We start from the raw sequence: 26,023 nt of genomic DNA on the forward strand, positions 1-26,023 counted from the left end.
CTTCAGAGTGTCGACCGGCGTCACGCCATCGTGGGTGACGCCGTTTTAATGTTTGCACCCGACTTCGAACGTACCGTGTATTCGGCGTGTACGATGATCGTTATGGCGAATCTGTCGACCGGGACTCACGGAGGTGACCGTTGGCATCGGGAAAGAACTGGTATGGATTGGCGATTGGACTTCTGATCATCTCAATGCTGCACTTGGCCTTCGTCGATTACGACAAGTCGGTGTATTACGCCTTGCTGGAAGGAATCTGGGCGCTGGGGTGTCTGATCATGGGGGTGCGCGCGGAGTTGCTGCAGAAAAACAAATGATCGATTGCCGCTGATGTTTCCCTCACCCCGACCCTCTCCCTCCGGGAGAGGGTGAAAAACGCTGCTGAGACCATCGCCGTGGCTCGTCCGCAACGTCGCATCTTCAATCGTTCCGACCGCTGGGAATCGGACTTCGTTCCCGAACGGCGCGCGCTGCTGGATGAGCCGCCGCCGCAATCGCGCCGGCTGGTGCGCTGGTTGATTGCGGCCACCGTGGCGCTGGTGGCGATGGCGGGATTGGGGCTGTATTTGCAATACCGCCCGCTCCCGTTTTCTCCCGACCGATGGAAAAGCGCGGGCGCAGCCGAGCGCGGGCGCATGCTCTCCTCACTGCGCAAACAGACCGACTTTGTCGGATTCACGCGTCCGGAGGTCGAGTATTATCTGGGAGCGCCCGACTTTGACGAACGGCAGTTCTGGTACGATCTGGGGCGCGACACCTCGGGCGCGGCGCGGGATGCGCGCGCCCGCATCGGCGATCCGCAAAAACTCTACGGCGTGTTCAATTTCAGCGAAACCGGCGCAATCACCGAAGTGCTCTACTCACGGCGCCGTCCGGTGCTGGGATCGGCGCCGTTTGATTCTGCCGGCTGGTCCGATGGCAGTCCGACCGAGCGGCGTTTGATGTTCACCAACTCCCTGTCACGTCTGCGGTCGATCGGGCTGTCGTACGCCAACGCGCATCGGTTGTTGGGTCCGCATGACGGCATCCGGGTGCGCGGGCAATACGCCGCCGGCTCCGGCGGCGGCATGCTCGGGACTGCCAAAGCGTTGATCGTGGAGTACGACGACCTGGATGTCGTGGTGTCGTCGCACGTGACGGAGTGAGGGAGATATGAAAGTATTCCAGGCGGTTTGCTTCACGCTGCTGCTGGCGATGCCCATTCATGCAGGCGTTTACGCGCGTACGTATGAACTGGTGGGTTTCAAGGAGAAGTTCCCGCACGGCAACTGGTGGACGGGGTGCAATCGCGAGTGGATCACTCGTTGGGAAACCGCCGGTGCACGGTGGTCGATCGAAGTGGGTTGCGACAGCACCTTTGACGAGAAGAACGAATCCAGCATTCGTGTCATGTTGCTGGACTCGACAGGAAAAACGTACTGGAACGAGATAGAGAATATCGGGGTCAGGCCATTTAAGGCTGCCCCTGCGTTTGCGACCGGCGGAGTGTTCGGGGAGACGGCCTACCTCTATGTTGCAATCAACAATCACGACTCGATCATCAGGGGACCGTGGGGCCCCGACGTCATCGAAGCGCGAGATGGATCAGCATTTTGCACGCCCGAGAAGTTGGAGATATTCTCACTCGATGGCATTCGGATTGGAGGAGTCACGCTACCGGATTCGCTCGCGCATTTTACGAAAGTCAGCACGGCACTCTCCGACGGCGGACAGTTCATCGCGGTCGGGCTGATGGAGGTGTATGAGGATCGTCGATTTGACACACTTGGCTACAAGCGCCTGTTTCCCGGACCGCGTAAGACAATGCTGGACCCGGGGATTGTTGCCGTATATCGCAGCACGGGAGAATTGGTCGGTGAGATCACGCTGACGAGAAAAACTGGCGGATGGCCCAGGCACGTCGCGCTGTCGGGTCATAATCCCCCCTTGATTGCGGTCATCAGCGATTATGGTCCTTCCATGTGGGGAGTCGCCGGCACACAAATCTGGTCGGATACTAACATCTTTAGGCCGGCCAGCAGGATCTACCCAATGGATTACTTTGTGGCTGACGACGGGTCGCTCTTGGTGGCAACGCGCAATCCACACACGACACAGGATGGAAGTGACTGGCTGATTCGTGTGTGGGACCCGGATGGCAGTGTTGCAGCCGAACTCCCCCTGCCGAGCAAGATTCGTGAAGACGGTGATTACGGGTACTTCTTCGACTACGGCAACAACAGCATAAAATTTCAAACTCGCCGGTTCATCACCACAATCCGCTGGCGAGATTGAGCGCGTCGACAAAACACGCCGGGCGAGGACGCCCGGCGGACACGATGTGAACTGTCGCTCACAGCCGGATCGATTCCACTTCCTTCTCGAAATGCCGGCGGTCATCGTCCTCGGCGATGCGTTTGCCCGCTTCGGTGGCGAGTTTGTGAAAGCGGCGGGCGTCATCCAAATCTCCCGCGACTGAGTGCGCGCGCGCCAGCGCTTCGTACGCGAACGCCAGGTCAAAGTCGCCGATGTCGTGGGCGAGGCAAATCTCCAGGCAACGTTTGGCATGATACAACGCTGCCTCCGGGCGTCTGAGCACTGAGTTGACGCGCGAGATGATCCAGTGGCCGCGCTCGAAGTTGAGCGGATGGCCGACCTTCTCCCAATGAAACGTCGAAGCGTGTGCGGCGTGGAGCATGGTGTCGTCGTCTTCGACTGTCCTTGATGGTTTGTCCAACAACGTCCAGGTGAAGTTGAAAAATCCCTTGGCGCATCGGGTGTGCCATTCGGTTTCTGTGTAGCGTTCGGTATCGGACATGAGGGGAATATAGCACTCCCGGCGCCGCAGGGGCTCCTCCGGTTGATCCAACTTCCGATGCCGGTTTTCGTATAATGGTACCGGACGCCAACGTATCAGAAGCGGCATGGACGATGCCATACAGGCGTCCACGGAGGAAGAGAACGCATGAACCGATTGAAGACACTGTTTCTGCTCACCACTCTGACCGTGTTGTTTCTCATCGTTGGCGCCGCGATCGGCGGGCAGCAGGGGATGTTCGTCGCGTTTCTGTTTGCGGTGGTGATGAACTTTTTCTCGTACTGGTTTTCCGACAAGATCGTCTTGTCGATGTACCATGCGCGCGCAGTCAGCGAGGCCGAGGCGCCTGAGCTGGTGGCGTTGGTCCGGTTGAATGCGCAGCGCGCCGGGCTGCCGATGCCGCGCGTCTACGTGATCCCCAACGGATCGCCGAATGCGTTTGCGACCGGACGCAATCCCGCGCACGCGGCGGTGGCCTTTACCGAGGGCATCATGAAGCTGTTGTCACGCGATGAACTCGAGGGCGTCATCGCGCACGAGCTGGCGCACATCAAGAATCGCGACATCCTGACACAGACCGTCGCCGCGACCATCGCCGGCGCGATCTCGATGCTGGCGTATATGGCGCAATGGGGGGCGATGTTCGGCGCCTACGGCGGACGCGACCGCAACAGCGGCGGCAATATCATCGGCCTGTTGGCGATGGCGATCATCGCGCCGTTGGCGGCGATGTTCGTGCAGATGGCGATTTCCCGGTCGCGAGAGTTCGCCGCCGATGCCTCCGGCGCCCGCATCTGCGGCAATCCCCGGGGGCTGGCGTCGGCGTTGCGCAAACTGCACGAGGGCACACACCGTCGTCCGCTGGCCGCCAACCAGGCGACCGCACACATGTTCATCGTGAGCCCGCTGACCGGACGCTCGTTCTCGCGCCTCTTCTCGACCCATCCGCCCGTCGAGGAGCGTATTGCGCGTCTGGAGCAGATGGTTTATTCTCGTTAAAGCAAACCCCGTACAAATCGGTAAGACCGGTCGGCGCGCGGCGTCGGATCGATCTGCCGGTGCGGGACGTGCGGCGGCACCATGAGCCACGACGACCCTCCGGGCCAACCTCCGAGTCGAACGCCCCATAGCGGTTTCCGGCGCGCGCGCCGTCGAAGTGAGTTTTTCCGATGACGATCGGCGGTGAACTGGCGCTGATCGCGCTGCTGATTCTCTGCAACGGTTTCTTCGCCGGGGCCGAGGCGGCCCTGATCGCGGTGCGTCAGACGCGCGTCAACGAGCTGGCCGCCAAAAGCGGCATCGCCGGGCGCGCGCTGCAAAAGCTCAAGCAGCAGCCGGAACGTTTTCTGGCGACGGTGCAGGTCGGGATCACGCTGGTCGGAACCCTGGCCTCAGTCGTCTCGGGCGCGACCGTGGTCGTGGCGCTGGAACCGCGCATCGCCGCGTGGCCATTGAAGTTGGCGCAACGTTGGCCCGAACAGATCGCCATCGGCATCGTCGTCGCGGCGATTTCGCTGGCCTCGCTGATCTTCGGCGAACTGGTTCCCAAATACATCGCGCTGGCACACCCCGGGCGCGTCGCCTTGTTCGCCGCGCGGCCGATTGCGATCCTCTCGCGGCTGGGTCATCCGCTCGTCGTCGTGCTGTCGGCGACCGCGCGGCTGGTGGCGAGGCTGTTCGGGCTGAACCCGACGACGCGGGCGACCGGCGTCTCCGATCAGGAGATTCGTTTGCTGGTCATGGAGGGCAGTCTCCACGGTTCCATCGACGACGTCGAGCACGAGATGATCCACCAGACGCTCGACTTCTCCGAAACCAAGGCGCGTCAGGTGATGACGCCGCGCACCGATATCGCCGCCATCGACACGGCGATGACCGTCGAGGGAATGCTGCAGTTTATTCGCGAGGAGGCCTACTCGCGCTATCCGGTCTACACCGAGACCATCGACAAGATCAGGGGCGTTCTCTTTACCAAGGATGTCATCCACTTGCTCACGCAGGGTTCCCCGATCATCCTCCACGATCTGATCCGGTCCGTGCAGTTTGTGCCCGATTCGATGTCGATCTCGAAAGTGCTGGCGATCTTTCAGGCGGAACGGCGGCACATTGCGATCGTGCTCGACGAATTCGGCGGCACCGCGGGATTGATCACGCTCGAAGACGTCGTCGAGGAGATCGTCGGCGACATTCAGGATGAGTACGACGCCGAGCCGGAGAGTTATCGGCGGCTCGACGACGGCACCGCGCTGGTCGCCGCCGAAACGGCGGTGATCGATTTCAACGAGCATTTCGGCTGCGCGTTGCCGACCGACCGCGGCGACACGCTCGGCGGGTTGTTTGTCACGACACTCGACCGGGTTCCGCACCGGGGCGACCGGATCGAACTGGCGGGCGTGCAACTGGATCTGGTGACCCTGCACGGGCACCGGATCAAGCGGCTGCGGGCGCGACACGTCAACCGTCCGTGCTGAAGTGGGTTCGGCTCAGCCCACCGTGTCCGTTGCCCAGATCGTGAGCGCATGACCCACCGCCAACCTTGCAACTCTCTCGCAGCGGCTCCGTAGCAGAAGGCAGGGAAACACGACCGGGCAGGTGAGATGATGAACGTTGCCGACTTTGAACATTTTCGGTCGCTGCTGTTGGAACGCGAGGAGTCGCTGTCGGAATGGCTCGAAGACGGCGCGCGTCCGGGGGCAGTCGAGACGCAGAAGGTCCGCGAGTTGATGACGGAGATCAAAGACGCCCTGGCCCGTATGGAGAGGGGCAGCTTCGGCAACTGCGCGGCCTGCGACGGCACCGTCGAGATGCACCGCCTCGAAGTGCAGCCGATCCGTCAGATCTGCCTGGATTGTCTCAGTCCCGACGAGCGCAACCGGCTGGAGGAGGAACTCTACCTGGCCAGCCGCATTCACCGCGCGCTGCTGCCGCAGGAAGTCGAGCAGATCGACGGGTACGAGCTGGCGGTCAAGTCGCTGGCGGCGCATGTGGTCGGCGGCGATTATTACGACATTCTCGCTCCGGCCAACGGCGGACCGGCACGTGTGGTGATCGCCGACACGATGGGCAAGGGACTGCCCGCCGGGTTGGTGATGTCGAATCTGCAGGGCGCCTTGCGCATTCTCGCCGCCGATATCGAGTCGCCGGCGAAATTGTTATCGCGACTCAACCACTGGCTGTGCCGCAATATCCCGGTCTCGCACTTCGTGTCGATGGCGATCGTCGCCCTGCAGCCGGGCGAACGATCGGCGCATACGCTGGTGCATGCCAGCGCCGGGCATTGCCCATCGATTCTGGCGCGCACCGATGGTTCCGTCGAGTTGCTCGATTCGACGGGGACTGTCATCGGTGTGCACGAAGACTTCACACACATCGAGGAGCACTACCCGATGTCCCCCGGCGATCTGCTGGTGCTCTACACCGACGGCGTCACCGAGGCGGTCAATCCGCACGGCGGCATGTTCGGCGATGACCGTCTGGCCGACTTCGTCCGTGCCCATCGCGATCGTCCCACGGTCGAGTTGATCGAGACACTCGCCGATGAGGTCCTGTCGTTCTCCGATCGCCCCGATTTCGAAGATGATTTCACGGTCATCGCACTCCGCAAGACCCTCTGATCTTCCTGCAATATCATGGTGCCCCGGTCAGCCCAAGGCCTGACCGGCACACGCTGTATCATTCTGTTGAGGTCAGCTCATTCCGCGCGGGTCAGCCAGGCACTGTCCGCTTCGCTGAGGACACATCGACGGTCAGCCCCTTCCGTGCGGGTCAGCCCTTGGGCCGACCCGTTTCATCGTGCGTGTTCATCGCGCACCCCCAAATCCATCCAGTCTGCCCTTCTGAAAAAAGTCGCCCCGAACATCACTTTTTCTCTTGCGGGTCGGTGCGAGCACCATTAAATCTACTGCTGGGGCGATTGGTAAGTCTCCGAAAGTCAAAACGCCCATAAAGTTGCGCGAGAGTATGAATGCGACCGATCATGTCGCGCAGCCAAGCAGTTGTCGATAAGCGGCTTGTGCTCGTCAGACAGCAGGGAAAGAGTAACACGGGGGGGTGTCGTAATGCAGTTTTGGACCGCGTTTTGGGCTGTGGTCCCGCCGATCACATTGCTGGCGCTGACATTCGGCCAGTTCTTCCGGCGTGACATGCAGCGTCGTCTGTCAAACAAGGGAGCGGAAAGCTCGGTTTGAGGGCGGGGAGTCCGGCATCGCCAGAGGCGATCAAGCATGACAGAGGGGGCGGCCTTCGGAAAACGATCCGGGGGCCGCTTTTCGCTATGGCGTAGTATGTTGGTAATCAATCAGATAAGTTCGCTGGAGGTGGGGGTAGGTCCCGGAATTGCGATTTGATTCAAACTGGGTGTTGGCCGAAAAAGTACAATAGATGTAAATTATCCACAACGAATGGTGATGACACAGCTTCTGACCAACTCTCTTCAACCGCCCCTCGCTGGTGAGTGGAACCCGGCGTGGGGTTTAACCATAGATGCGTCCCTCAAGGAGGCCGTAATGAACGCCAGCCAACGGTGCGAGGCGTGCGGGATGCCGATGTCGCAGGTGTCACAACATGCCAACGGCGACGCCGCCAGCCGCTATTGCCTCTACTGCACCACACCGGCCGGTGACCTCAAACCCCGGGATGAAATCCGGGAGGGGATGATTCAGTACATGATGAGCCTGGAGAACTGGGCGCGCACACAGGCGGAGACCGCGGTCGATCAGCAGATGCGGTCGCTGCCCGCGTGGCAGGGCGCCGCATGACCCAGGCATCGTACTGACTCTGTCACTCAAGACCCCCCGTCGTGAGACGGGGGGTTTTTTTATGCGCGGAGTGTACGGTGAGTATTTGCAGACAGGAACACGGCATCGAGGACTACCACGGCGGACCACAAGTGATGCAATGCGGGGGCTCCTGACCTATAAAGTCTTACATCGCTTCGTGATGCCGTCAGCCCAAGGGCTGACCGGCACAGGAGTGCGCCCTCACTTTTTGCGCGCCAGCGCCTTCTGGATGTACGGGATCGCGTCGGGGGTTTTGCAGCCGGTTTCGCCGTGGTCGACTTCGACTTTGCCGATGCGTCCGGCGGCGGCGAGTGCCTTCTGTGTGAGCTGGGAGCGGTAGATGCCGATTCCCATCAGCGCGCCGTTCATGCTGTGACGGGCGCGGTTGGGCGATGAGTGAATTTCCTTCTCGATAGTCTTGAGGTACTTCTCGCAGTCGGCATCGGAGATGTCGACGCCGTCTCGAAGCAGCCCGCCCAAGATGTTGTAGCCGCAGGCGCGCACGAACTCCTTCTTCGACTGCATCCATTTGTCCATTGTGGCGCGGGCGAATGGCGCGCGGGCAATGACAGCGGAGAGCAGATCGGAGAGCAGGTAGTAGCTGATGCCGGCGATCCATTTGTCGGCCTGCGCCGGTTTGAGCTGCGACGGGTCGATGATCATGGTCGCCAACGATTGGGCGTCGGAGTTGCCGGTCTCCCAGAGCTGTACGCCGAGTGCGTGGTCGATTTTGATCTTCCTTTTGAGCTCGCCCAAATGCGCGAAGCTGACGCCGAAGAGGTTGTCGCCGGCGCCGTGACGTTTGTAAATCTTCACGTTTTGCGCGGTGCCGCGCTTTTTCAGTTCGGACATGACTTGGTCGAGGGTCATGGGGTTGTGCTCCTGTATCTCAGTGAGGGCACGGCACGCCGTGCCCCTACGCAGAATCTGTCGTCTATCATCCGCACAATACCGCGCCGCCGTTGACATTCAATATCTCGCCGGTGATGAAGCTGGCCCAGTCGGATGCGAGAAAGACAATGGCGCCCGCCAATTCCTCGGCTTGCGCCGGACGGTCCATTGGGATCAATGACACATGCTTGTCCGCGTCGGGTTCGGTGAGGGCGTTATGTGACATGTCGGTATCGACCCAGCCGGGGGCGACACAATTGACACGGATGCCGTCGGGGGCGAGTTCGGTTGCCCATGATTTGGTCGCCGAGATCACCGCGCCCTTAGTGGCGGCGTAGTGCGAATGCAACGCCTCGCCGCGTTGCCCGGCGGTCGACGAGATATTGACGACTGCGCCCTTCGTTTGTTGCAAATGCGGCAGTGCCGCGCGCGTGCAATAGAAGATGCTCTTAAGGTTGACCGCCAGCATCTGCTCAAGCTGCGCGTCGGTCATGGAGGCGAGCGGCGCTTCGGTCCAGATGCCGGCGTTGTTGACCAGGACATCGAGCCGACCGAAATCTTCGACCGCCTGCGCGATCAGGTGATCGACCGCCCGGGGGTCGGCGACATCGGCGCGGTAGGTGCGCGCGGTCACGCCGAATTGCGACAGGTCATCCAACAGTGAATCGGCGGCTTGCTCGTTCTGATGGTAATTGGCGGCGATGTGGGCGCCGTGTTCGGCGAAGAGGATCGCCGCGGCACAGCCGATGCCGCGTGATGCGCCCGTGATCAGGACGGTTTTGCCGGTGAAGTCGATGGTCACGACCTGACAATATACAGGTATCGAGATCGTACGGCCATGGGGCCCGCCCCACACATCCCATTGGGACCAAGGCCGGGCACGGCCCGCCGCTGGTCCTGCGGGTCCCGCTTGTCCCGAGCGTAGCCGAGGGAAGCGGATGCGCGGGGAGCGAAGCGAACGGGCGCCCCCGCGGAGCTCATTCCCGGCTGGATCAAGCCCGTGGCCATCCTCGGAGCGACAGGTTAGAGACGATACCCGATGGGCGGCCCAATCCCTTATATATGTACAGTTTGCCGGCTTGAGATCACCCATGGCCATCGTATCCGATCCGCAAAAGGTGCGACAATCGCACTTCGCCGCCGCCCACAACGGGTTCTATCCCGATGATCCGGTGGCGCTGACCAAGCAGTTGGCCGAGCTGTTTCGCAAGGCCGATCGCGCCGAGGTCGATGGCGCCATCGCGGCTATCATCGCCCCGCATGCCGGGTACACCTATTCCGGCGCGGTCGCGGCGGCCGCATACAAGCAGATTCAGGGATTGGCGTTCGACACGGTCGTGGTGATTGCCCCGTCGCACCGGGCGTTTTTCCGTGGGGCGGCGGTCTATTCCGGTGGCGCCTACCGCACGCCGTTGGGGGATGTCCGCGTCGATTTGGATTTCTGCCGACGGTTGACTGCGTTTGATCCGGTGATCGCGCTCTCCGATTTGGGTCACGACGCCACCGGCGGCGGCTGGGAGCATTCGCTGGAGGTGCATCTCCCCTTTCTGCAAATCGTGTTGGGACAATTCGCGTTGGTGCCCGTGGTGATGGGCGATCAGGAGTATCAGACCGCCAAGAAGCTCGGCGAACACCTCGCCCGACTGGCGACACTGGACCGCACGCTGATCGTTGCGTCCTCGGATCTGGCGCACGGGCATCCGTACGACGTCACACGCCGTCTCGATGACACCGCGGCGGCGGCGGTCGAAGAATTCTTTCCCCCCGACTTTTACGATCAGTATGCCTCGGGGGCTTTTGAGGCGTGCGGCGGCGGGCCGATGACCGCGGCAATGATCGCCGCGCGGGCGATGGGCGCCGACCGTGCGCGGGTGATCGACCGCTGCAATTCGGCCGATGTGACCGGCGAACGCACGGGGTACATCGTCGGGTATCTGTCGGCGGTGATGTACCAGTCCTCGTCAGTGGTGCGGTCCATGGAGAATCGAGAGCGCCTATACGTGCCGGATAATTCCGACGACACAACGCACGCCAGACCCGGCGCGCGCGCGCTGCTCTCCGAACACTTCCTCTCGCCGCCGGAACGGGACATCCTGCGCACGACCGCGCGCCGCTCGATCGAACGGGCGGTCAAAGGCGCGAAGTTTGAGTGTCCGACAGCGTCGAGTGAGACACTGCGCGCCAAGCGCGGCGCCTTTGTCACGCTGCGCCACCATGGCGCGTTGCGCGGCTGCATCGGGTATGTGCGGCCGTACAAGCCGCTCATCGATGCGGTCTGGGAGATGGCGGAGTCGGCGGCGACGCGCGATCCGCGTTTTGTGCCGGTCTCCCCGGCCGAGGTCGACGAGCTGGAGATCGAGATCACCGCGCTCTCGCCGTTGCTTCGAATCTCCAACCCCGATGATGTGCTGGTCGGACGGCATGGGGCGGTCGTCACGCAGGGGCATCGCACCGGCGTGCTGTTGCCGCAGGTTCCACTCGAAAACGATTGGGACCGGGAGACATTTCTGACGCACGTGTGCCGCAAGGCCGATCTGCCCGATCTGGCCTGGCGCGATCCGAAGACGACGATCGAGGTGTTTACGGCGGAGGTGTTTTGAAGCGCGTACCCGGCAGGTCGTTCTGAAATGTCGATGTCTGCGCACCGTGTCATCGGCCGGCTCAGTGATGACGTGCGGCTGTTTTTGGACCGGCACGTATTGGGATTGCAGCCCGATCCGGAGACCGTCGCGCCGCCACGTGATGTCTCGGCGTTAGTCTTGCCGAACGGAATCGACCGGTCGGATGTCAACGGACCGGCGTGGATTCTGGAGCGCGAGCATCTCGCCGCGTGGCCGAAGCGTCGCACGGCGATCGGCGCACAGGCATACCGTTTCGAGCGCAATGCCGAGTATGATTGCGGGTGGCGGTTGGTCGATGTCGCGTCGCGGTTTGTCAGGGCACGGCACGCCGTGCCCCTGCGGACAGATGAACGACAGACAGTGTCGCATTTTGATTTGGTGACAATCGTGCCGCCGCCGCTGGTGTGCATGCGCGTTTCGGCGCTGCCCTGGCTGGCGCAGCGTCTCGCGGCGATGTTGCATGCCGAGTACCGCGACGATGTGATCCGCGTGAATGCGCCGTATGCGCAGCATCCCGACATGGTGGCGCGGCTGCCGGTGACGCCGACGGAATTGTTTGCGATCGATGAGGCCAGGGCCGTTTCGGGTCGCGGCGTGCTGCTGTGTGACCGGCGATGGCATAAAGGACGGACGATGACAATTCTGACGAAACTGCTGGCGCGTCACGGCGCCGGCGTCACGCGGTTGACCTGGTTGGACTGATGAGCGACGATACGCAGACACTCGACCGCACGATTCTCTATGCGCTGACAGTGCATCTGCACCTGTCGCCGAGGATGATCTTCGCGTTGGTCGCCGAGCACGGCTCGACGCAGGATGTCTGGGATGCCGAGTTCGATGATGTCGCCGCCGCGCTCGGTCTGGAAGAAGACGCGCGCGAACGCTGGGCGCTGGCGCACAACAGTCTCGACTTGATCGCCGAGGAGTTCGATCACATCACGTCCGACTCGGTCAGCGCACTGGTCATCGGCGACACGGCATATCCCCGGCGCCTCGAACGTTTGGGCGATCCGCCGCCGCTGTTGTATGTGCACGGGGAATCGCCCGACGGGGAGACGCCGTGTGTCGGCGTGGTCGGCACCCACGAGGCCGACGCCGAGGGGATCGCCGATGCGGTGGCGTGGGGACGCGGACTGGCCGAGCGCGGTGTCACAGTGATCTCCGGTCTGGCGCGCGGGATCGACGGCGGCGCGCACACCGGCGCGCTGGCGGGATCGGGCAAGACAGTCGCCGTGCTCGGGAGCGGCTTCGCCAACATTTATCCCCCCGAGCATCGCGGCCTGGCCGAGCAGATCACGACCCAGGGCGCGCTGGTCTCCGAGTACCCGCCGAATGCCTCGATCACCAAAGCGCGGCTGATCCGCCGCAACCGGCTGATCGCCGCCCTCTCGGATGCGCTCGTGGTGGTGCGGATTCACGAGGGCACGCGCGGCACGATGGAAGCGATCGACCGGGCGGGCGATGTCGCGACACCGGTTTTCATCGTCGCCAGCGACACGTCGGAGGCCGCCCAACGCGCGATCGTCAGCGGCGCGATTCCCCTCGGACGCATTCCGGATTTCAATTTGGTGCTGGGGAGTTTTTGAACGGATCAGTCGATTGGGGTCCGAAATCCGACAATTACGCGTTTGGAGATTTCTCACCGCTCCCTCGCACTGCGTGCGAGGTCGGGATTCGGAACGACCGCTCCGTATCCGTTGATCAGGTAAAAGTCAGAGCGATTCAATGTCATTCCGAACCCCCGAGCCCCGCCGAGGGCGGGATGGAGGGGTGAGGAATCTCTGGCGCGACAATACCGCCCATGCAAGTGCCGCGTCCGGACGGCGGGTATTCGACCGGGATCCGGGAACAGGTGACAGGGCTGGGAAACCCGGCGCCGACGGAACAATCTCGAAATCCTGTGCTTACGTCAGCGTGTAGCCGCCGTCGACGATGATCGTCTGACCGGTAATCCAGCGAGCGGCGTCGGTGCAGAGGAAGACCACGACACCGGCGACTTCATCGGGCGTGCCGATCCGCCCGAACGGTGTCCGTCGCACCACCTCGCGCACCATGTCATCGTAATTGGGAAACGACTTGAGCGCGTCGGTGTCAATGAAGCCGCCGGAGACGGTGTTGACATTGATGCGACGCGGCGCCAGTTCGTAGGCGAGATAGCGTGTCAGAGTTTCAATCGCGGCCTTGGAGATTCCGATCGCCGCATAGCCGGGGATGTAACGGATCGAGCCGAGCGAGGAGAGCGCGACGATCTTGCCGCCGTCGGGCATCATCGGCACCGCCTTCTGCGCGCAGAAGAGCATCGCCTCGGCGTTGGTGTGCAGCGACAAGTCCCAGGCGCGTTCGTCGACCTCCATGATGTTGGCAAACAGACCGAGCGCGGCATTGGAGACCAGAATATCGACCTTGCCGAAACGGTCGCCGACTTCGTCGAAGAGCTTGGCGTGGAAATCCTTGTTGCCGATGTTGCCGCGCACCGACATCGCCTGCACGCCGTGTCCTTCAAGCTCGGCGACGGTCTCGGCGGCGGCGCTGCGGGAACGGAAGTAGTTGACCACCACATGGCAGCCGCGTGAGGCCAACCGGACCGCGACCGCGCGGCCGATCCCTTTGGTGCCGCCGGTGATGACCGCGACTTTGTCTGTAAGGTCGCGCGCCATAACGGTTTGCGGATTCTCGGCGATGGCGGAGTCGGGCATGGACTTTTCCGGACGTTTGCTGATCCATCCTACCAAACTGCCCAGGCAAAGGCAATACCATAACCGCCATCGACATGCGCGGCCGCACTGACAAAAGCCGAAATGGTTCGGAACCGATTGGATTTGGCGGGTATTATTTTCTTGTGGGGTTCACGCTCGCCGCATATACTGGCGCCCGACCGTTAGACTGAAAACGTCGGTCAGACGCCGAAGGGGGCAGCGACGGTCGCTCTGCAAAACGATGACCAGGCATCTTCGCCGTCAGGTCCACTTCACATTCAATCCATAAAGGCCCCACACGTGGGCCGGCGCGAGCGGGCGTCAGTTCGATTCGGCATGCGTCTATGAGTTCAGCATGGCACCGTTCGTTCATTGGGCGGACGGAGTATCCAATGGGGGATGGGACATAACAGTGCAGTAAACCGTATCACAACGCTTCGGAGAGACCCGAAGAGGGAGAGTCACATGCACAAGCACATCAAATGGACGCTGATCCCGCTGATGTTGATCGCCGTCGGGTGCAGCAAAGCCCCGGTCGAGGATTTCAGCATGGCCGATCAATCCATCGAAGGCGCGCGCATGTCGAAGGCGGAGCAGTTTGCCTCCGAGGAATGGCGCATGGCGATGGATACGCTGGAAGCGGCCAAGACCGAGAAGGCGAAGCAGGATGACCGTTTCACCATGTTCCGTTCGTACGGCCACTCCAAGGAGCTGGCGCAGAGCGCGGCCCGTCTGGCCGCCGAGGCGAAAACCGCCGCGGAGCAGGAGATCGCTTATCGTCGCCAGCAGGCCGAGGAACAGATCGCCTCGGCGCGCGGCCAGATCGAACAAGTGTCCGCGCTGTTGGCCACCGCACCAGTCGGCAAGGGCAATCGCGCCGACATCGAGCTGATGAAGCAGGATCTGGAAGCGATGAAGCTGGTGCTCGATGAGACCGCCGGCGACCTCCAGCGCCTCGATTTCGATGCGGCCGCGAGCAAGACGCAGACCGTGCTGGACAAGTGCGCGCAGATGACGACGGAACTGCAGGCGGCGATTCAGAAGAAGAGCCGGGCGTAATCGCCTATCCGGCGTCGTGACGCACACCGCGATCGCCCGATGCGATTCCCATCGACGATTGCCTGAATTGGTCCGACAGTCGCCCCGCCCGCGGCAGCGGACGGGGCGATTTCGTACGTACAATACAATCGGGGGGGGCAAGACCCAATGCGTGTACCTCGTTGTGGCACCGCGCTGATTACTGGAATGCGACGGCACATTGTAATCATGGGAGTCGCGGCACTGATGATGTCATCGTGCGGATCCGAGCCGGTCAAAAGCGCCGACCCGGCCTGGCGGGCGCTCGGTGAAGCCGAACGCGTCGGCGCGGCGGAATACGCCCCGGAGCTGTGGCTGTCCGCTCAGCAACTGTACGACTCGGGCTGGACTGTCTTCACTGCGCAGAAAGGGCGTGTCCCCGGATTTCGTCACTACGACGTTGCCGAATCGCTGTGGGCGAAGGCGGAACGCACCGCCGAAACCGCTGCCGACTCGGCCCTGGAAGCGCATGCGCGTCACCGCGCGCGGCAGGAGCGCCGCCTGAGTGAATTGACCAATGCGCTGGCGACCTACGAGACCATCGCCGAAGAGCATTTGAGCCGGATGCGCTTGCGCCGGCCCCTGGTGCAGGCGACGCTGAATTTGGAGAATGCCCAACGCCTCATCGAGCAAATGGCCGAAGCGCGGGCAATCGATGATGCGCTGGTGAGAGCGGATGCATCGATCAGCGCGCTGGCGGCGACGATCGACGGCCACGCGCCCGATCCGTCCGACCTGACCGCATCGCGCCATGCGATCGAACGCACCGTGGCGTGGTCGGCGCGAACCGACTCGGCCGCGATGATCGTCGTCAAGGAGAGCCGCACCGCCTATCTGCTCCATCGCGGACGGATGATCGCGCAGTATCCCGTCGAACTGGGTTATCGTCCCGAGCGGCAAAAAGCGCGCGCCGGCGACGGCGCGACGCCCGAGGGTGAATATCGCGTCACCATGTGGCGCAACAAGGGCAGCAAGTATTACAAGGCGCTGATGCTGGATTATCCGAACGAACGAGACCGCGTGCGCTTCGCTTCAAGCAAACGCAATGGCGATGTACCGCGGCACGTCGGCATCGGCGGAAATATCGAGATTCACGGCGAGGGGGGCCGCGGCAAGGATTGGACCGAAGGATGCGTGGCGCTGCGCAATGATGACATGGACGAAGTCATGAAGCGAATGAAGGTCGGCTGCTGGGTGACCATCGTCCGTCACGTGGGAGAGTGGCCGTTATGACCCGGCGTCACGGGTACATACTGGGCGTCGTCATCGCGGGGGCCGTCATCGCGTCGGTGCCGTTGCTGTCGCGCGGTCAGCCGGGCGCCGTCGTTCCCGACAACTCGCTGGCGCTGTTGTCGGCGCAGCGGCTGGCGATGGTCCCGGCCGACGAGCGTCCTCCGCGTAAGACTGCGAAGAACACGCGTCCGTCGCGCAAACCGTACGTCGTCATCGACACGCACACCAATCGCATCTATCTGCGCACCATCGACAGCGTGCTGTTTTCCGCACTGTGCTCAACCGGGACCGGCGCCGAATTGACCGACTCGACTTCGGGACGCTCGTGGCGATTCGACACGCCGCGCGGCATCTTCACGGTCAGCTCGAAGCTCTCCGATCCGCTGTGGCGCAAACCCGACTGGGCATTCATCGAGGAAGGCGAACCGCTTCCCAACGATCCCGAGGAACGCTTCGATCCCGAGGCGATGGGCGAGTATGCCATCGGTTTCGGCGATGGATACTTTATTCACGGGACAATCTACGAGCGTTTGATCGGCGTGGCAGTCACGCACGGGTGCGTGCGTGTCGGCTCCGACGATCTGCGGCAGATTTACAAGCGGGCCGACATCGGCACGCGGGTCGTGATTTTCTGATGCATGCATTCAGATCAATTGCGCTGCCTGTCTTGTTCGCGGCCGTTATGGGCGCGACCTGTCATGCGCAGAGCGATTCCCTGCGCGCGCGATTTGCGAGCGATACGATCTACTACGCATCCATCGACGGCGCGCATCGCCGGATCGCCTTTGCGTACGGCGCTTATCCTCTCGTTGCGGTCAGCGTCGCGCCCGACGATTCGGCCGACTGGAACGATTTCGTTGCGGCGTTTACCGAACGCACGAGGGCATGGCAGAGCGTGCGCGACCGCGTTCTCTGGGATGGGACTGCGCACGTGCCGGAGAATGTGGTCGACGTCGTCTCGAAAGTGACCCGGGCGACGCGCGAGCACATCCAGCGCATCCAGCCGTGGCGGTTTCAAATCGAGTTGAGCGGGAATCTGACGTTGCGCATCGCGGTCGCCGATTCGACCGGCGACGGGGCGGCGCTGAATGAGCGGATGCACAATGCGTGGCGATGGCTCGGCGCATTCGGCTCGCACCGCGCGGTCGACTGCACGGTCAGCGCCCAGGACGCACAGACACTGTACTACGCGCTGGAGCCGGGCACCCCGGTCGTGCTGCTGAATCGCCGGGAGTGATAGAAAAGAATCCGTTTTGCAAAACCCCACCCAGTAGCTATAGTGGATTGTAGCCTGAATTCCTTCGTCGCGCCCCTTCGCGTCGAAAGAGGCCGCTGTGACAGCGTGGCCATACACACACCGCATGTCCCGCCTGATTCTCTGCGGCGTACTGGTTTGCGCGATGCGTGTCATTTCGCTGCCGGCGGCGGAGAGCGGCGATCCGCGGTATGATCTGAAAATCCTGAAGGACCGAGTTCGGGGATCGGAGCCGAAATCGAAATCTGCTGCCACTCCGATCGGCAACGGCACAGAGCAGCCAGTACTGGCCGGTCCCATCCTGCCGCCGGTGTCTGTGCCATCGCCGGGGATGATGCTCGGCCAAACCCCGGTTGAGGAGCAACACCTGGCATCACAAGGCAGGCAGGTGGCGCGACAGCCGGGTTCGAATTTCGTTCATTTCACCTGGATCGATTCGTGTTGGATTTGTCTGGATCCGTGGCCCAACCTTTCTTCACAAAATGTCTATGCGTGCTATGACATCGCGCAGGACGTTCTCATTCCGGAATTTCCCAGCCCACATTTGTGGCCGGACTATGGATTCGCGGGCGGCCCGCGCCTGGACGTCGATTCCGACAACCTGGCGCACGTTGTTTTCCACATGTATCCCGATTTCGGAAGTGAGACATACAGTTTGTGGCACGTTTATTTCCCCATTGAGGGAACCGCCGACATACTACTACCAGAGGAACTTCCGTTACTCATTCCATTTCCACCGTCGACAGTCTTCCCCGATATAGCGGTCGCGGCGAATGCAGGGGTGCACAAGGACAACGCCAACGATGTCTTGCATGTCATTGCGACATCTCCTGCGGACGAGAGCGGAGCGCCACCGCACATTATCGCGTACTGGCGATACGATTACAGCAACCCGGACTGGCCTGCGCCTGTGATCATCGATTCCACCGACATCATCGGGTATGTCATCGATGCGGCCGATGGGACCGACAAAGTCGCGGTCGCGTTCCATACGAGCTACGATCCGTCGTTTAACGGCCTCAACAACATCGCTCTCCGACAGTCGCAGACAGGCGGGGCAGGATGGTTGAGCGGCAACGAGTTGGGCGACGACACACGCACGATCATCACTAACTATACCGATCCTGCGACACCGGGGCCGCAGGCATACGTGCACATCTCCATCGCCTACGACCATGATGCCAATCTGCATTTAGTCTGGGATGAGCAGCGCCGGGCCAACTTGAGCGAGCAGGTGGCGATCAAACACTGGAGCAGCGCGACACAATCGATCAGTACCGTGGCGAGGGGATATTATCCCAACAATGGGAACTGGGAGTTCAATCTTAATCTCGCCAAGATCACATTGGGTGTCGGTGATGGCTCGACCATGTGCACTTCATACGGACCGAACGAAGACTTTCTGTATGTTACCTACTCGAAGCACTGCGGCGAGACACCGGAAGAACGGGGCGACACTGCCGTCACAGGGCGCTGCAACAGCGAATTGTATTTGGTTATGTCACCTGACGGCGGGAGTCATTGGTCCAAACCCGCCAACCTGACGAATACCAAGACGCCGAATTGCAATGCATTGAATGCGGACAGCGTCTGCGTCTCGGAGGACTGGGCGACCATCGGACGGGATGTGTCGGATGTCGATATCTTCTATATCGCCGATCTGAATCCTGGTCCCTACGATGCCGCAACGGGCGAGAGGATCAATGTGGCCATGTACCTGAGATTATCCGGGGGCACGACCGATGATCCGCTGTTCTGTCCGGGGTGCCATTGCCCGTGCCATGGTGATCCGAACTGCGACGCCATCATCAATGTTTTTGATGTTGTCGCCGCAGTGGACGCCGCTTTCCGCAGTGTCCCCTGCGAGGAATACCTTCTTTGCGCCGTCTGCGACTCCGACATCAATTGTGACGGGATGGTCAATGTTTTCGACGTCGTGACGTTTGTCGATGTCGCGTTTCGCGCCGGTGATCCCGTCCTTCTCATCTGCGATCCGTGTTCAATGTAAGTCAGATTGGGGGGGGCACACGGGCCCGCCCTTATGTGCACACTGGCACTTTCCGGGACAGCCCAGATCGATCGGCCATCGATGGGCACGGAGGGCGCTACTTTGCGCGGTGTAACTTACTGCGTTTGCGCGTTGCCGTTTTCCGGCCGTTGAGGGGGACGAGCGCCGCTTCGATGACTTCGGTCATGTTCGCCACCGGGATAAACGAGACCTTCTCTTTGACTTCGGCGGGGACGCCTTCCAAATCCTTGGCGTTGTCCTTCGGGATCAGCACTGTTGTGATGCCCGCGTGATACGCCGCCAGCGACTTTTCTTTCAATCCGCCGATCGGCAACACATCGCCGCGCAGTGTGACTTCGCCGGTCATCCCCAGCCGTGGGCGCACCGGACGTCCGGAAAACGCGGATGCAATTGCGGTGGCCGCGGTGATCCCGGCGGAGGGACCGTCTTTGGGTGTCGCGCCGGCCGGGACATGCACGTGCACGTCGGAATCGGCGAAGACTTTGGGATCGACGCCGATGAGTTTGTGATGCGAGCGCACCCATGAGTAGGCCGCCTGCACCGACTCCTTCATGACATTGCCCAGCAGGCCGGTGTAGACCAGCGATTTGCGTCCGGGCATTTTGGTCGCTTCGACGAAGATGACCATGCCGCCGACTGCGCTCCACGCCAGCCCCGGCACGACACCGATCTGCGAGCCGCGCGAGACGATTTCGGGGATGAACTTGGTCGGTCCCAGGTACCTGGGCAGATCATTGCCGCGCACCGATGTGCGGCCGCGTTTGCCGGAGGCGACCTTGCGCGCCACCTTGCGGCAGACGGTTGCGATTTCGCGCGCCAGGTTGCGCACACCTGCTTCGCGCGTGTAATCGCGGATCAACCGGGCGATGGCATCCTGTGTGATCGACAATTGGGTTGTCTTCAAGCCGTGATTGTCCAATTCGCGCGGGACGTGGTAGCGCTTGGCGATCTGAATCTTCTCCAATGTCGTGTACCCCGGCATGGTGATGGTCTCCATGCGGTCGCGCAACACGCCGGGGATCGGATCCAACAGATTCGCCGTGGTGATGAACATGACCGACGAGAGATCGAAGCCGACATCGAGATAGTGATCGGAGAAGGCGTTGTTCTGCTCGGGATCGAGCACTTCCAACAACGCCGAGGCGGGATCGCCGCGGAAGTCGACGCCGATCTTGTCGATCTCATCGAGCATGAAGACGGGGTTTTTGACTCCGGCGCGTCGCAGCCCCTGAATGATCCGGCCCGGTAGCGCGCCAATGTAGGTACGACGGTGTCCGCGGATCTCGGCTTCATCGCGCATGCCGCCCAAGGACACGCGCGCAAACTCGCGTCCCATCGCGCGCGCGATCGAGCGTCCCAGCGAGGTCTTGCCGACACCGGGCGGGCCGACCAGACACAGGATCGGTCCTTTGACCGACGATTTGAGTTTGCGCACCGCAAGGAATTCGACGATGCGGTCTTTGACTTTCTCCAGTCCGTAATGATCCTCGTCGAGCGTCGTCTGCGCGTGCTTGATGTCGAGGTTGTCTTCGGTTGTTTTGGTCCACGGCAATGTCACCAGCCAGTCGAGATATGTGCGGCTGACAGTGTACTCGGCGGACGACGGATTCATCTTCTCCAGGCGGTCCAGTTCGCGCGTCGCGGCTGTTTGCGCGTCCTCGGGCATCTTCGCTTCGGTGATTTTGGCGCGAAACTCCTCGATGTCGCGCGTGTGATCGTCGGACTCGCCCAGCTCCTTCTGGATCGCCTTGATCTGCTCGCGCAGGATGTACTCCTTCTGCATGCGTCCCATTTCCGAGGCCGCCTGCGACTGGATTTTGCGCGAGAGCTCCAGGACTTCGACTTCTTTGTGCAGGAGCGCGATGACTTTGTCGAGCCGCTCGGGCACAGCAAACGTCTCCAGCACCGCCTGCTTTTCGCTGTGGTCGATATTGAGATTGGCGGCGATCAGATCGGCGAGCTTGCCGGGCTCTTCGGTGTTCATCGCCGTGACCTGCAATTCGTCGGAGAGATACGGTGAGAGCTCGACCGCGCGCTTGACCAGTTCCAATGCATTGCGCATCGACGCTTCGATCGGCACCGAACGATCCAACGGGTCCTCATGGCTGGTGATACGCGCGACGACGAACGGCGTTGAGCGCACGATTTCGCTGATGGAAAAGCGGACATTCCCCTGCACGAGACACCGCACCGAACCATCGGGAAAGCGCAACATTTTCAGAATTGTGCCGACCGTGCCCACGGTGAACAAATCGTCGGCCGATGGATCGCCTTTGTCGGGATCCTTCTGCGCGACCAGGCCGATCTGGCGACCGCGCATCAGGGTCTGATCGATCAGGCGGGCGTACTTCTGATCGGAGACCAATAGCGGCGCGACCATCGACGGAAACACGACCGTCCCCCGCGTCGGGAGAATCGGAAGCTGCTCGATCTCCGGTCCCGGTGGCGCGGACGCTTTGCGTTCGTCGACGGCAACGGCTATCGCCACGGTATCATCCTTCGGCTATCGGGATTTGACGCGCCTGCCCCGGTGTGACGGATCGTTTCGTCAGTGCAATTTCCAGAAACCCTTCACGAAACCGGGCGTTGATCTTTTCGGGATCGACCGAATCGGGCAGATAGATGTTTCGTTCGAATCGTCCGGTCGCGATTTCCATGTTGCGGTAGGCGCAGCCATCGGGCACGACCGTATGCGGACGCTCGCCGCGGATGGTCAGCACCGAGTTTTGCAGGGTGATCGAGACATCCGCGGGCTTGACGCCGGCTAATTCGACCAAAATGACCACGTTGTCGGCGCTTTCCCAGACATCGGTCAGGGGTCGCCAGAGACGATTGGCCGAGGGACCCTTGCGCCAGCCGGAGAGTTGATTGAACAGGAGGTCCATCTCCTCCTGCATCTGGCGCATGTCCTGAATGAGGTCCTTTTTGAATTCCGACATGCTCATTTGTTCTGCTCCGTGATGCTCATGCCGATGCATGCTTCCTGTCATTCTTGTCGGCGTCCGCCGACAGCCGGTTAACGTCTGCAGGGTGCGTGTCTTATTCGACCCATCGCGCGAGTGAGTCGGCCATGATGTCATAGAGCGGGTCGCGTTGGTCCGATTCCACCAGTTTGTTGTAACCCGCCAGGTAACGTTGGGTTTCGGCGGTGTCGCCGCGTCGCCAGTGCACCTCGGCAACAGCCAGCCACAATGGCGCCTGGTCGTCGTATGAGGCCAACGCGCCCTCGAGGATCACCAGCGCCGAATCGAGCTGCCCCAGTTCCATACGGCAGATCCCCAGTCCATGCAGCCAATGCGGGCGCCGCTCGCGGCGCACGGCATTCTCAAAATGAGACAGCGCCGACGCCGCGTCGCCGGTACGCAGCAACGCCATGCCGAGCGAGTATTCGCCGTCGGGATCGCCCGGCAAAAGCCGCAGCGCCCGACGCGCGAAGGGCACGGCTTCGTCCCACCGGCCTGCGAGATTGAGCAGGTGTCCCAGTCGAAAATACGCCTGCGCATTGATCGTATCGCGCGCCGCGACACTCCGATACCAATCGATGGCCGCCGCATGATTGCCCAGCAACTCGTGACACATTCCGAGATTGAGCCGGTACCGCGTGTGCTCGCTGACCAAGAGCGCCTCCTCGTAATGGCGGATGGCGCTGTGCCATTCGCCGCGCTTGCGGTAATACTGGCCGAGCAGTTCATGGCCGTAATCGGAACGTGAACGGTCAAGACGCAGCAACGATTCGACGCGCAGCAGTTCGGCGGCGCCGTCGACGGAAAATGCCAACCACAAACCCGCCGACAGAGTCGCCACCACAACGGCCGCGCGGCGCATCGCGCCGGATATACGGTCCAGCCAAAGGGCCGCAGCGACCAGAGCGGGTGCGGAGAGCAGGCAATACAAATCCCAATCGCGCGCCCAGCCGAGTTTGGGATCGAGCAGGCAGGCGAAGAGCAATGGCACCCCAGCCGCCAGAATCCAGAATGTCCGGCCACTTCTTGTGAATGATGTTCCGGCTGCGACACGGACACGCATCACGGCCGCGGCCGCCGCTGCGAGAACGAATGCCGGCGCCAGCAGCACCCAATGATTGATGCCGTCGAGCCAATGCGAAACGGAGAGCAGGCCGTAGTCATGTGGCGCCTGTCCCCATAACGGCAGCATCCAGTGACCGGCGCCCGCAACGCCCTTGATCTCCTGGTGCCAGAACGCGGTTCCGACGAATCCGCCGACCAGAGTTATCGCGATCAGCGGCGTTGTCAAATGCCGCCAACGCCGTGTCTGTCCGGTCGACGCGGCCGCGCCGGACCCGGTCCAGAGCAGATACAACATCGCCGGGGCCAGCAGGATTGCCGTGATGTGCGAGAGGATCGCGATGCACCACAGGATGATCATCCACGTGGCTGACAGCGTTCCCTTGCGGTACGCATTGGCCGCCAGTGTCCAAAGGCTGAACGCCGCAAAGGGAAGCGCGTACGATTCGACATATCCGGCCAGCAATCGCACCGATCCGAAGGTCGCAAGCCAGAAGATTGCTGAACGGCGGGGATCGGTCTGATCCGGCGCGGTCGTGCCCACCGCCAACGGCAGCAGATACCACAGACCTGCCATCCACAGCATGGCCGAACACACGGAGACGGCGGCCAGCGACTCGTACCCGTCGATTCCCCACTGTTGCGGCGCGAACGTCATGATCGCCGAAGCCGCGACGGTCGGAATGATCTCCGTGGCGAACCAGTTGAGTCCATCGGAGACCTCCGTGGCGCGCAGCACGCCGTCGCCGAGAAACGGCGCGCGCGCGCGCAACAGGTAGGCCAGGACGCCGGTCGCCGCGACACAGGCGATGCCGCCCAGCGCCTGCGACGGACGCAGTTTGCGAGCCAGGGTCGATGTCAACTCATGGCCGAAGGCAACGACGAGAAGTCCGGCAGCGAGGGCGGCCCCAAACGCCCAGTGGAATCCCATTGGGAGAAAGGCCAGATGATTGATCCCCCACAGGCGCACATCACCGAACCACTGCGCGATCAAAACGAAGCCGCCCCACAGCGCGACTGCAATCAGCGCGGGCCGGATTCCGGTTTTACGGGCGTGTACAACGGGATCGCTGTTCGAGAAGGCAGCCACAATCCGTATGCGAGCATGCACGGGTGTTTATACATTGAAACGGAATAGTATATAGTCGCCGTCGTTGACGGTGTACTCTTTGCCTTCCAGCCGCGCGAGACCCTCCTTGCGCGCCTGTGCGGTCGAGCCGCAGCGCAACAGATCATCCAGTGCAAAGACCTCGGCACGGATGAAGCCCTTCTCAAAATCGGAGTGGATGACCCCCGCCGCTTCCGGTGCGGCTGCGCCGCGACGGACTGTCCAGGCGCGCACATCTTTTTCCGAGGAGCCGGTGAAGTACGTGATCAGTCCCAGCAGATCATATGAGGCGGCGATCATGCTGTCTAAAGCCGAGACTTTCAGGTCGTAGTCGGCCATAAACGCGGCGCGGTCCGGCGCATCCAGCGTCGTCAGTTCGGCCTCGAGTTTGCCGCGCAGGATTTTGACCAGCGTGCGCGGGCCGGGATCGAGCCGCTGCGACCATGCCGCTTCGCTGTCGGGCAGGCCGTCATCGGGAGCGTTCACCAATGCCAGGAGCGGTCGTCGTGACAGAAAGCCGTAACCGCGCAGCAAATGCTCATCGGCGGGCGTCAACTCGATCGTGCGCAGCGGCTGTTCGGATTCGAGCGCGGCGCGGCAGCGTTGCAACGCCTCGAATTCCAGGCGATTGTCATCGCGTCCCGAGTCGATCTCTTTTTTCAATCGTTCGTAGCGTTTCTCCAGCACGGCCAGGTCGGCCAGGATCATCTCCTCGCCGAGGCGCTTGAGTTGGGCGGCGGGATCGGGATTTTCGCCGAATGCGCGCAGAACGGCGATCAAAGCGTCGGTTTCGCGCACGGCCGGGGGCAACTGCACCGCCTCACCGCCGTCTTCGCCCAGCGGCGGGAAGTCGAAATACTCGATTTCCGCATGCACTTTCTTCGGCGGCTTGAACAAGTCAAAGAGATGGTCCAGTCGTCGGTCAGGAACCTTGACCATGGCCCGGCGCACCTCATCGCGCGCCTGGTAGGCGTCGGGATCGGTGTGGGCGCCGGCAACGGCATTGAAGACCGTCGTCTTGCCGACCCGTGGCGCCCCGATGATACCGAGCTTCAGCATGATGGGTTGTTCATGAGTCCGTCAGGCGGCCGCCGTCGGATCCTCGAAGTACTTGCGGTCCGAAGCGCCGGGTGTCGGATCGACTTCGTATAGCTCGCACTGCCGCTGGACCAGCGCCAGATCGCCCAGCCCGACATCGACCGCGCGCCGCAGCGTGCGACGAATTTGTTCGGCGATATTGGTCAGCTTGAAGCGTTCCCTGACCGTGACCAATGCGACCACTTCGGGGTCTTCGTGCAGGCCCGTCGGTTTGTCTTTCGCCTGGAATCCCAATGAGCGCTGTGAGGCGGCGATTTGTTCGGTAAATTGTTCCAGGGCGCGCGAAACTTTCAGTTTCTTCACGGCCAATTCGCCGAGTTCCTGCAGGATGGTCAACTGTTCATCGGACAACGAAGCGAGCACCGCATCGGTCAGTTCCCGTCCCTTGGCCATACGCCTCCCCGGGCGGCATGAA

General features: G+C 61.9%; 25 protein-coding genes. 16 read left to right on the plus strand and 9 right to left on the minus strand.

Going from position 1 to position 26,023, the window contains the following annotated elements:
• Positions 1-140: 140 nt before the first annotated feature.
• Genes VGB22_01280 through VGB22_01290 form a run of 3 tightly spaced genes read left to right on the plus strand, consistent with a single transcriptional unit; the run spans position 141 to position 2,274 of the window.
• A complete protein-coding gene (locus VGB22_01280; GenBank protein ID HEX9749909.1) occupies positions 141-317 on the plus strand; it encodes a hypothetical protein in 177 nt (58 codons plus the stop codon).
• A 51-nt stretch (positions 318-368) separates the two neighbouring features.
• Complete coding sequence (locus VGB22_01285; protein HEX9749910.1) at positions 369-1,145, plus strand: hypothetical protein; 777 nt, start codon at positions 369-371, stop codon at positions 1,143-1,145.
• Positions 1,146-1,152: 7 nt separating this feature from the next.
• Positions 1,153-2,274, plus strand: a complete 1,122-nt coding sequence (locus VGB22_01290) for a hypothetical protein (protein ID HEX9749911.1) — start codon at positions 1,153-1,155, stop codon at positions 2,272-2,274.
• 58 nt (positions 2,275-2,332) lie between these two features.
• On the opposite strand, the gene VGB22_01295 is transcribed toward VGB22_01290, so the two are convergent.
• Positions 2,333-2,797 (minus strand): hypothetical protein, encoded by a 465-nt coding sequence (locus VGB22_01295; protein HEX9749912.1) that lies wholly within the window; start codon positions 2,795-2,797, stop codon positions 2,333-2,335.
• A 147-nt stretch (positions 2,798-2,944) separates the two neighbouring features.
• Between VGB22_01295 and htpX the strand changes: the two genes are divergently transcribed.
• The 5 genes from htpX (at position 2,945) to VGB22_01320 (ending at position 7,554) form a co-directional block, all read left to right on the plus strand.
• Positions 2,945-3,796 carry a zinc metalloprotease HtpX gene (gene htpX, locus VGB22_01300; GenBank protein ID HEX9749913.1) on the plus strand — a complete coding sequence of 284 codons (852 nt, stop codon included), beginning with the start codon at positions 2,945-2,947 and terminating at the stop codon, positions 3,794-3,796.
• 170 nt (positions 3,797-3,966) lie between these two features.
• Complete coding sequence (locus VGB22_01305) at positions 3,967-5,268, plus strand: hemolysin family protein (protein HEX9749914.1); 1,302 nt, start codon at positions 3,967-3,969, stop codon at positions 5,266-5,268.
• 126 nt (positions 5,269-5,394) lie between these two features.
• Positions 5,395-6,411, plus strand: a complete 1,017-nt coding sequence (locus VGB22_01310) for a SpoIIE family protein phosphatase (GenBank protein ID HEX9749915.1) — start codon at positions 5,395-5,397, stop codon at positions 6,409-6,411.
• 444 nt (positions 6,412-6,855) lie between these two features.
• A complete protein-coding gene (locus VGB22_01315; GenBank protein HEX9749916.1) occupies positions 6,856-6,984 on the plus strand; it encodes a hypothetical protein in 129 nt (42 codons plus the stop codon).
• A gap of 318 nt (positions 6,985-7,302) precedes the next feature.
• A complete protein-coding gene (locus VGB22_01320) occupies positions 7,303-7,554 on the plus strand; it encodes a zinc ribbon domain-containing protein (GenBank protein HEX9749917.1) in 252 nt (83 codons plus the stop codon).
• Between the two features lie 222 nt (positions 7,555-7,776).
• Here the strand turns inward: VGB22_01320 and VGB22_01325 are convergent, their stop codons facing one another.
• Positions 7,777-8,445: a DNA alkylation repair protein gene (locus VGB22_01325; protein HEX9749918.1), complete on the minus strand. Its 669-nt coding sequence runs from the start codon at positions 8,443-8,445 to the stop codon at positions 7,777-7,779.
• A 67-nt stretch (positions 8,446-8,512) separates the two neighbouring features.
• On the minus strand, positions 8,513-9,268 hold the full coding sequence (locus VGB22_01330) for an SDR family NAD(P)-dependent oxidoreductase (GenBank protein ID HEX9749919.1): 756 nt from the start codon (positions 9,266-9,268) through the stop codon (positions 8,513-8,515).
• A gap of 289 nt (positions 9,269-9,557) precedes the next feature.
• On the opposite strand from VGB22_01330, the gene amrB reads away from it, so the two are divergent.
• Genes amrB through VGB22_01345 form a run of 3 tightly spaced genes read left to right on the plus strand, consistent with a single transcriptional unit; the run spans position 9,558 to position 12,673 of the window.
• A complete protein-coding gene (gene amrB, locus VGB22_01335) occupies positions 9,558-11,066 on the plus strand; it encodes an AmmeMemoRadiSam system protein B (protein ID HEX9749920.1) in 1,509 nt (502 codons plus the stop codon).
• A gap of 33 nt (positions 11,067-11,099) precedes the next feature.
• The gene (locus VGB22_01340) at positions 11,100-11,789 is read left to right on the plus strand and encodes a hypothetical protein (GenBank protein ID HEX9749921.1); all 690 of its coding nucleotides are present in this window, start codon (positions 11,100-11,102) and stop codon (positions 11,787-11,789) included.
• Positions 11,789-12,673: a DNA-processing protein DprA gene (locus VGB22_01345; GenBank protein ID HEX9749922.1), complete on the plus strand. Its 885-nt coding sequence runs from the start codon at positions 11,789-11,791 to the stop codon at positions 12,671-12,673. The genes VGB22_01340 and VGB22_01345 overlap by 1 nt, the downstream gene beginning before the upstream one ends.
• Before the next feature lie 318 nt (positions 12,674-12,991).
• On the opposite strand, the gene VGB22_01350 is transcribed toward VGB22_01345, so the two are convergent.
• Positions 12,992-13,783 (minus strand): SDR family oxidoreductase, encoded by a 792-nt coding sequence (locus VGB22_01350; protein ID HEX9749923.1) that lies wholly within the window; start codon positions 13,781-13,783, stop codon positions 12,992-12,994.
• Between the two features lie 465 nt (positions 13,784-14,248).
• On the opposite strand from VGB22_01350, the gene VGB22_01355 reads away from it, so the two are divergent.
• From VGB22_01355 to VGB22_01375, 5 genes are all read left to right on the plus strand, one after another.
• A complete protein-coding gene (locus VGB22_01355) occupies positions 14,249-14,842 on the plus strand; it encodes a hypothetical protein (GenBank protein HEX9749924.1) in 594 nt (197 codons plus the stop codon).
• Between the two features lie 186 nt (positions 14,843-15,028).
• Positions 15,029-16,093, plus strand: coding sequence for a L,D-transpeptidase (locus tag VGB22_01360; GenBank protein ID HEX9749925.1), 1,065 nt, complete (start codon positions 15,029-15,031; stop codon positions 16,091-16,093).
• Positions 16,090-16,728: a L,D-transpeptidase gene (locus tag VGB22_01365; protein ID HEX9749926.1), complete on the plus strand. Its 639-nt coding sequence runs from the start codon at positions 16,090-16,092 to the stop codon at positions 16,726-16,728. The genes VGB22_01360 and VGB22_01365 overlap by 4 nt, the downstream gene beginning before the upstream one ends.
• The gene (locus VGB22_01370; protein ID HEX9749927.1) at positions 16,728-17,330 is read left to right on the plus strand and encodes a hypothetical protein; all 603 of its coding nucleotides are present in this window, start codon (positions 16,728-16,730) and stop codon (positions 17,328-17,330) included. Before VGB22_01365 ends, VGB22_01370 begins: the two co-directional genes overlap by 1 nt.
• Before the next feature lie 124 nt (positions 17,331-17,454).
• On the plus strand, positions 17,455-19,356 hold the full coding sequence (locus tag VGB22_01375; GenBank protein ID HEX9749928.1) for a hypothetical protein: 1,902 nt from the start codon (positions 17,455-17,457) through the stop codon (positions 19,354-19,356).
• 97 nt (positions 19,357-19,453) lie between these two features.
• On the opposite strand, the gene lon is transcribed toward VGB22_01375, so the two are convergent.
• The 5 genes from lon to VGB22_01400 all read right to left on the minus strand — a co-directional run bounded on the left by lon (position 19,454) and on the right by VGB22_01400 (position 26,001).
• Positions 19,454-21,865 (minus strand): endopeptidase La, encoded by a 2,412-nt coding sequence (lon, locus tag VGB22_01380; GenBank protein HEX9749929.1) that lies wholly within the window; start codon positions 21,863-21,865, stop codon positions 19,454-19,456.
• 4 nt (positions 21,866-21,869) lie between these two features.
• On the minus strand, positions 21,870-22,322 hold the full coding sequence (locus tag VGB22_01385) for an Hsp20/alpha crystallin family protein (GenBank protein HEX9749930.1): 453 nt from the start codon (positions 22,320-22,322) through the stop codon (positions 21,870-21,872).
• A gap of 94 nt (positions 22,323-22,416) precedes the next feature.
• Positions 22,417-24,492: a tetratricopeptide repeat protein gene (locus VGB22_01390; protein HEX9749931.1), complete on the minus strand. Its 2,076-nt coding sequence runs from the start codon at positions 24,490-24,492 to the stop codon at positions 22,417-22,419.
• A 27-nt stretch (positions 24,493-24,519) separates the two neighbouring features.
• Positions 24,520-25,569 carry a DUF933 domain-containing protein gene (locus VGB22_01395; protein HEX9749932.1) on the minus strand — a complete coding sequence of 350 codons (1,050 nt, stop codon included), beginning with the start codon at positions 25,567-25,569 and terminating at the stop codon, positions 24,520-24,522.
• A 21-nt stretch (positions 25,570-25,590) separates the two neighbouring features.
• Positions 25,591-26,001 (minus strand): hypothetical protein, encoded by a 411-nt coding sequence (locus VGB22_01400; protein ID HEX9749933.1) that lies wholly within the window; start codon positions 25,999-26,001, stop codon positions 25,591-25,593.
• Positions 26,002-26,023: the final 22 nt, after the last annotated feature.

The organism is Candidatus Zixiibacteriota bacterium (genome assembly GCA_036397555.1).
Classification (GTDB): domain Bacteria; phylum Zixibacteria; class MSB-5A5; order WJJR01; family WJJR01; genus DATKYL01.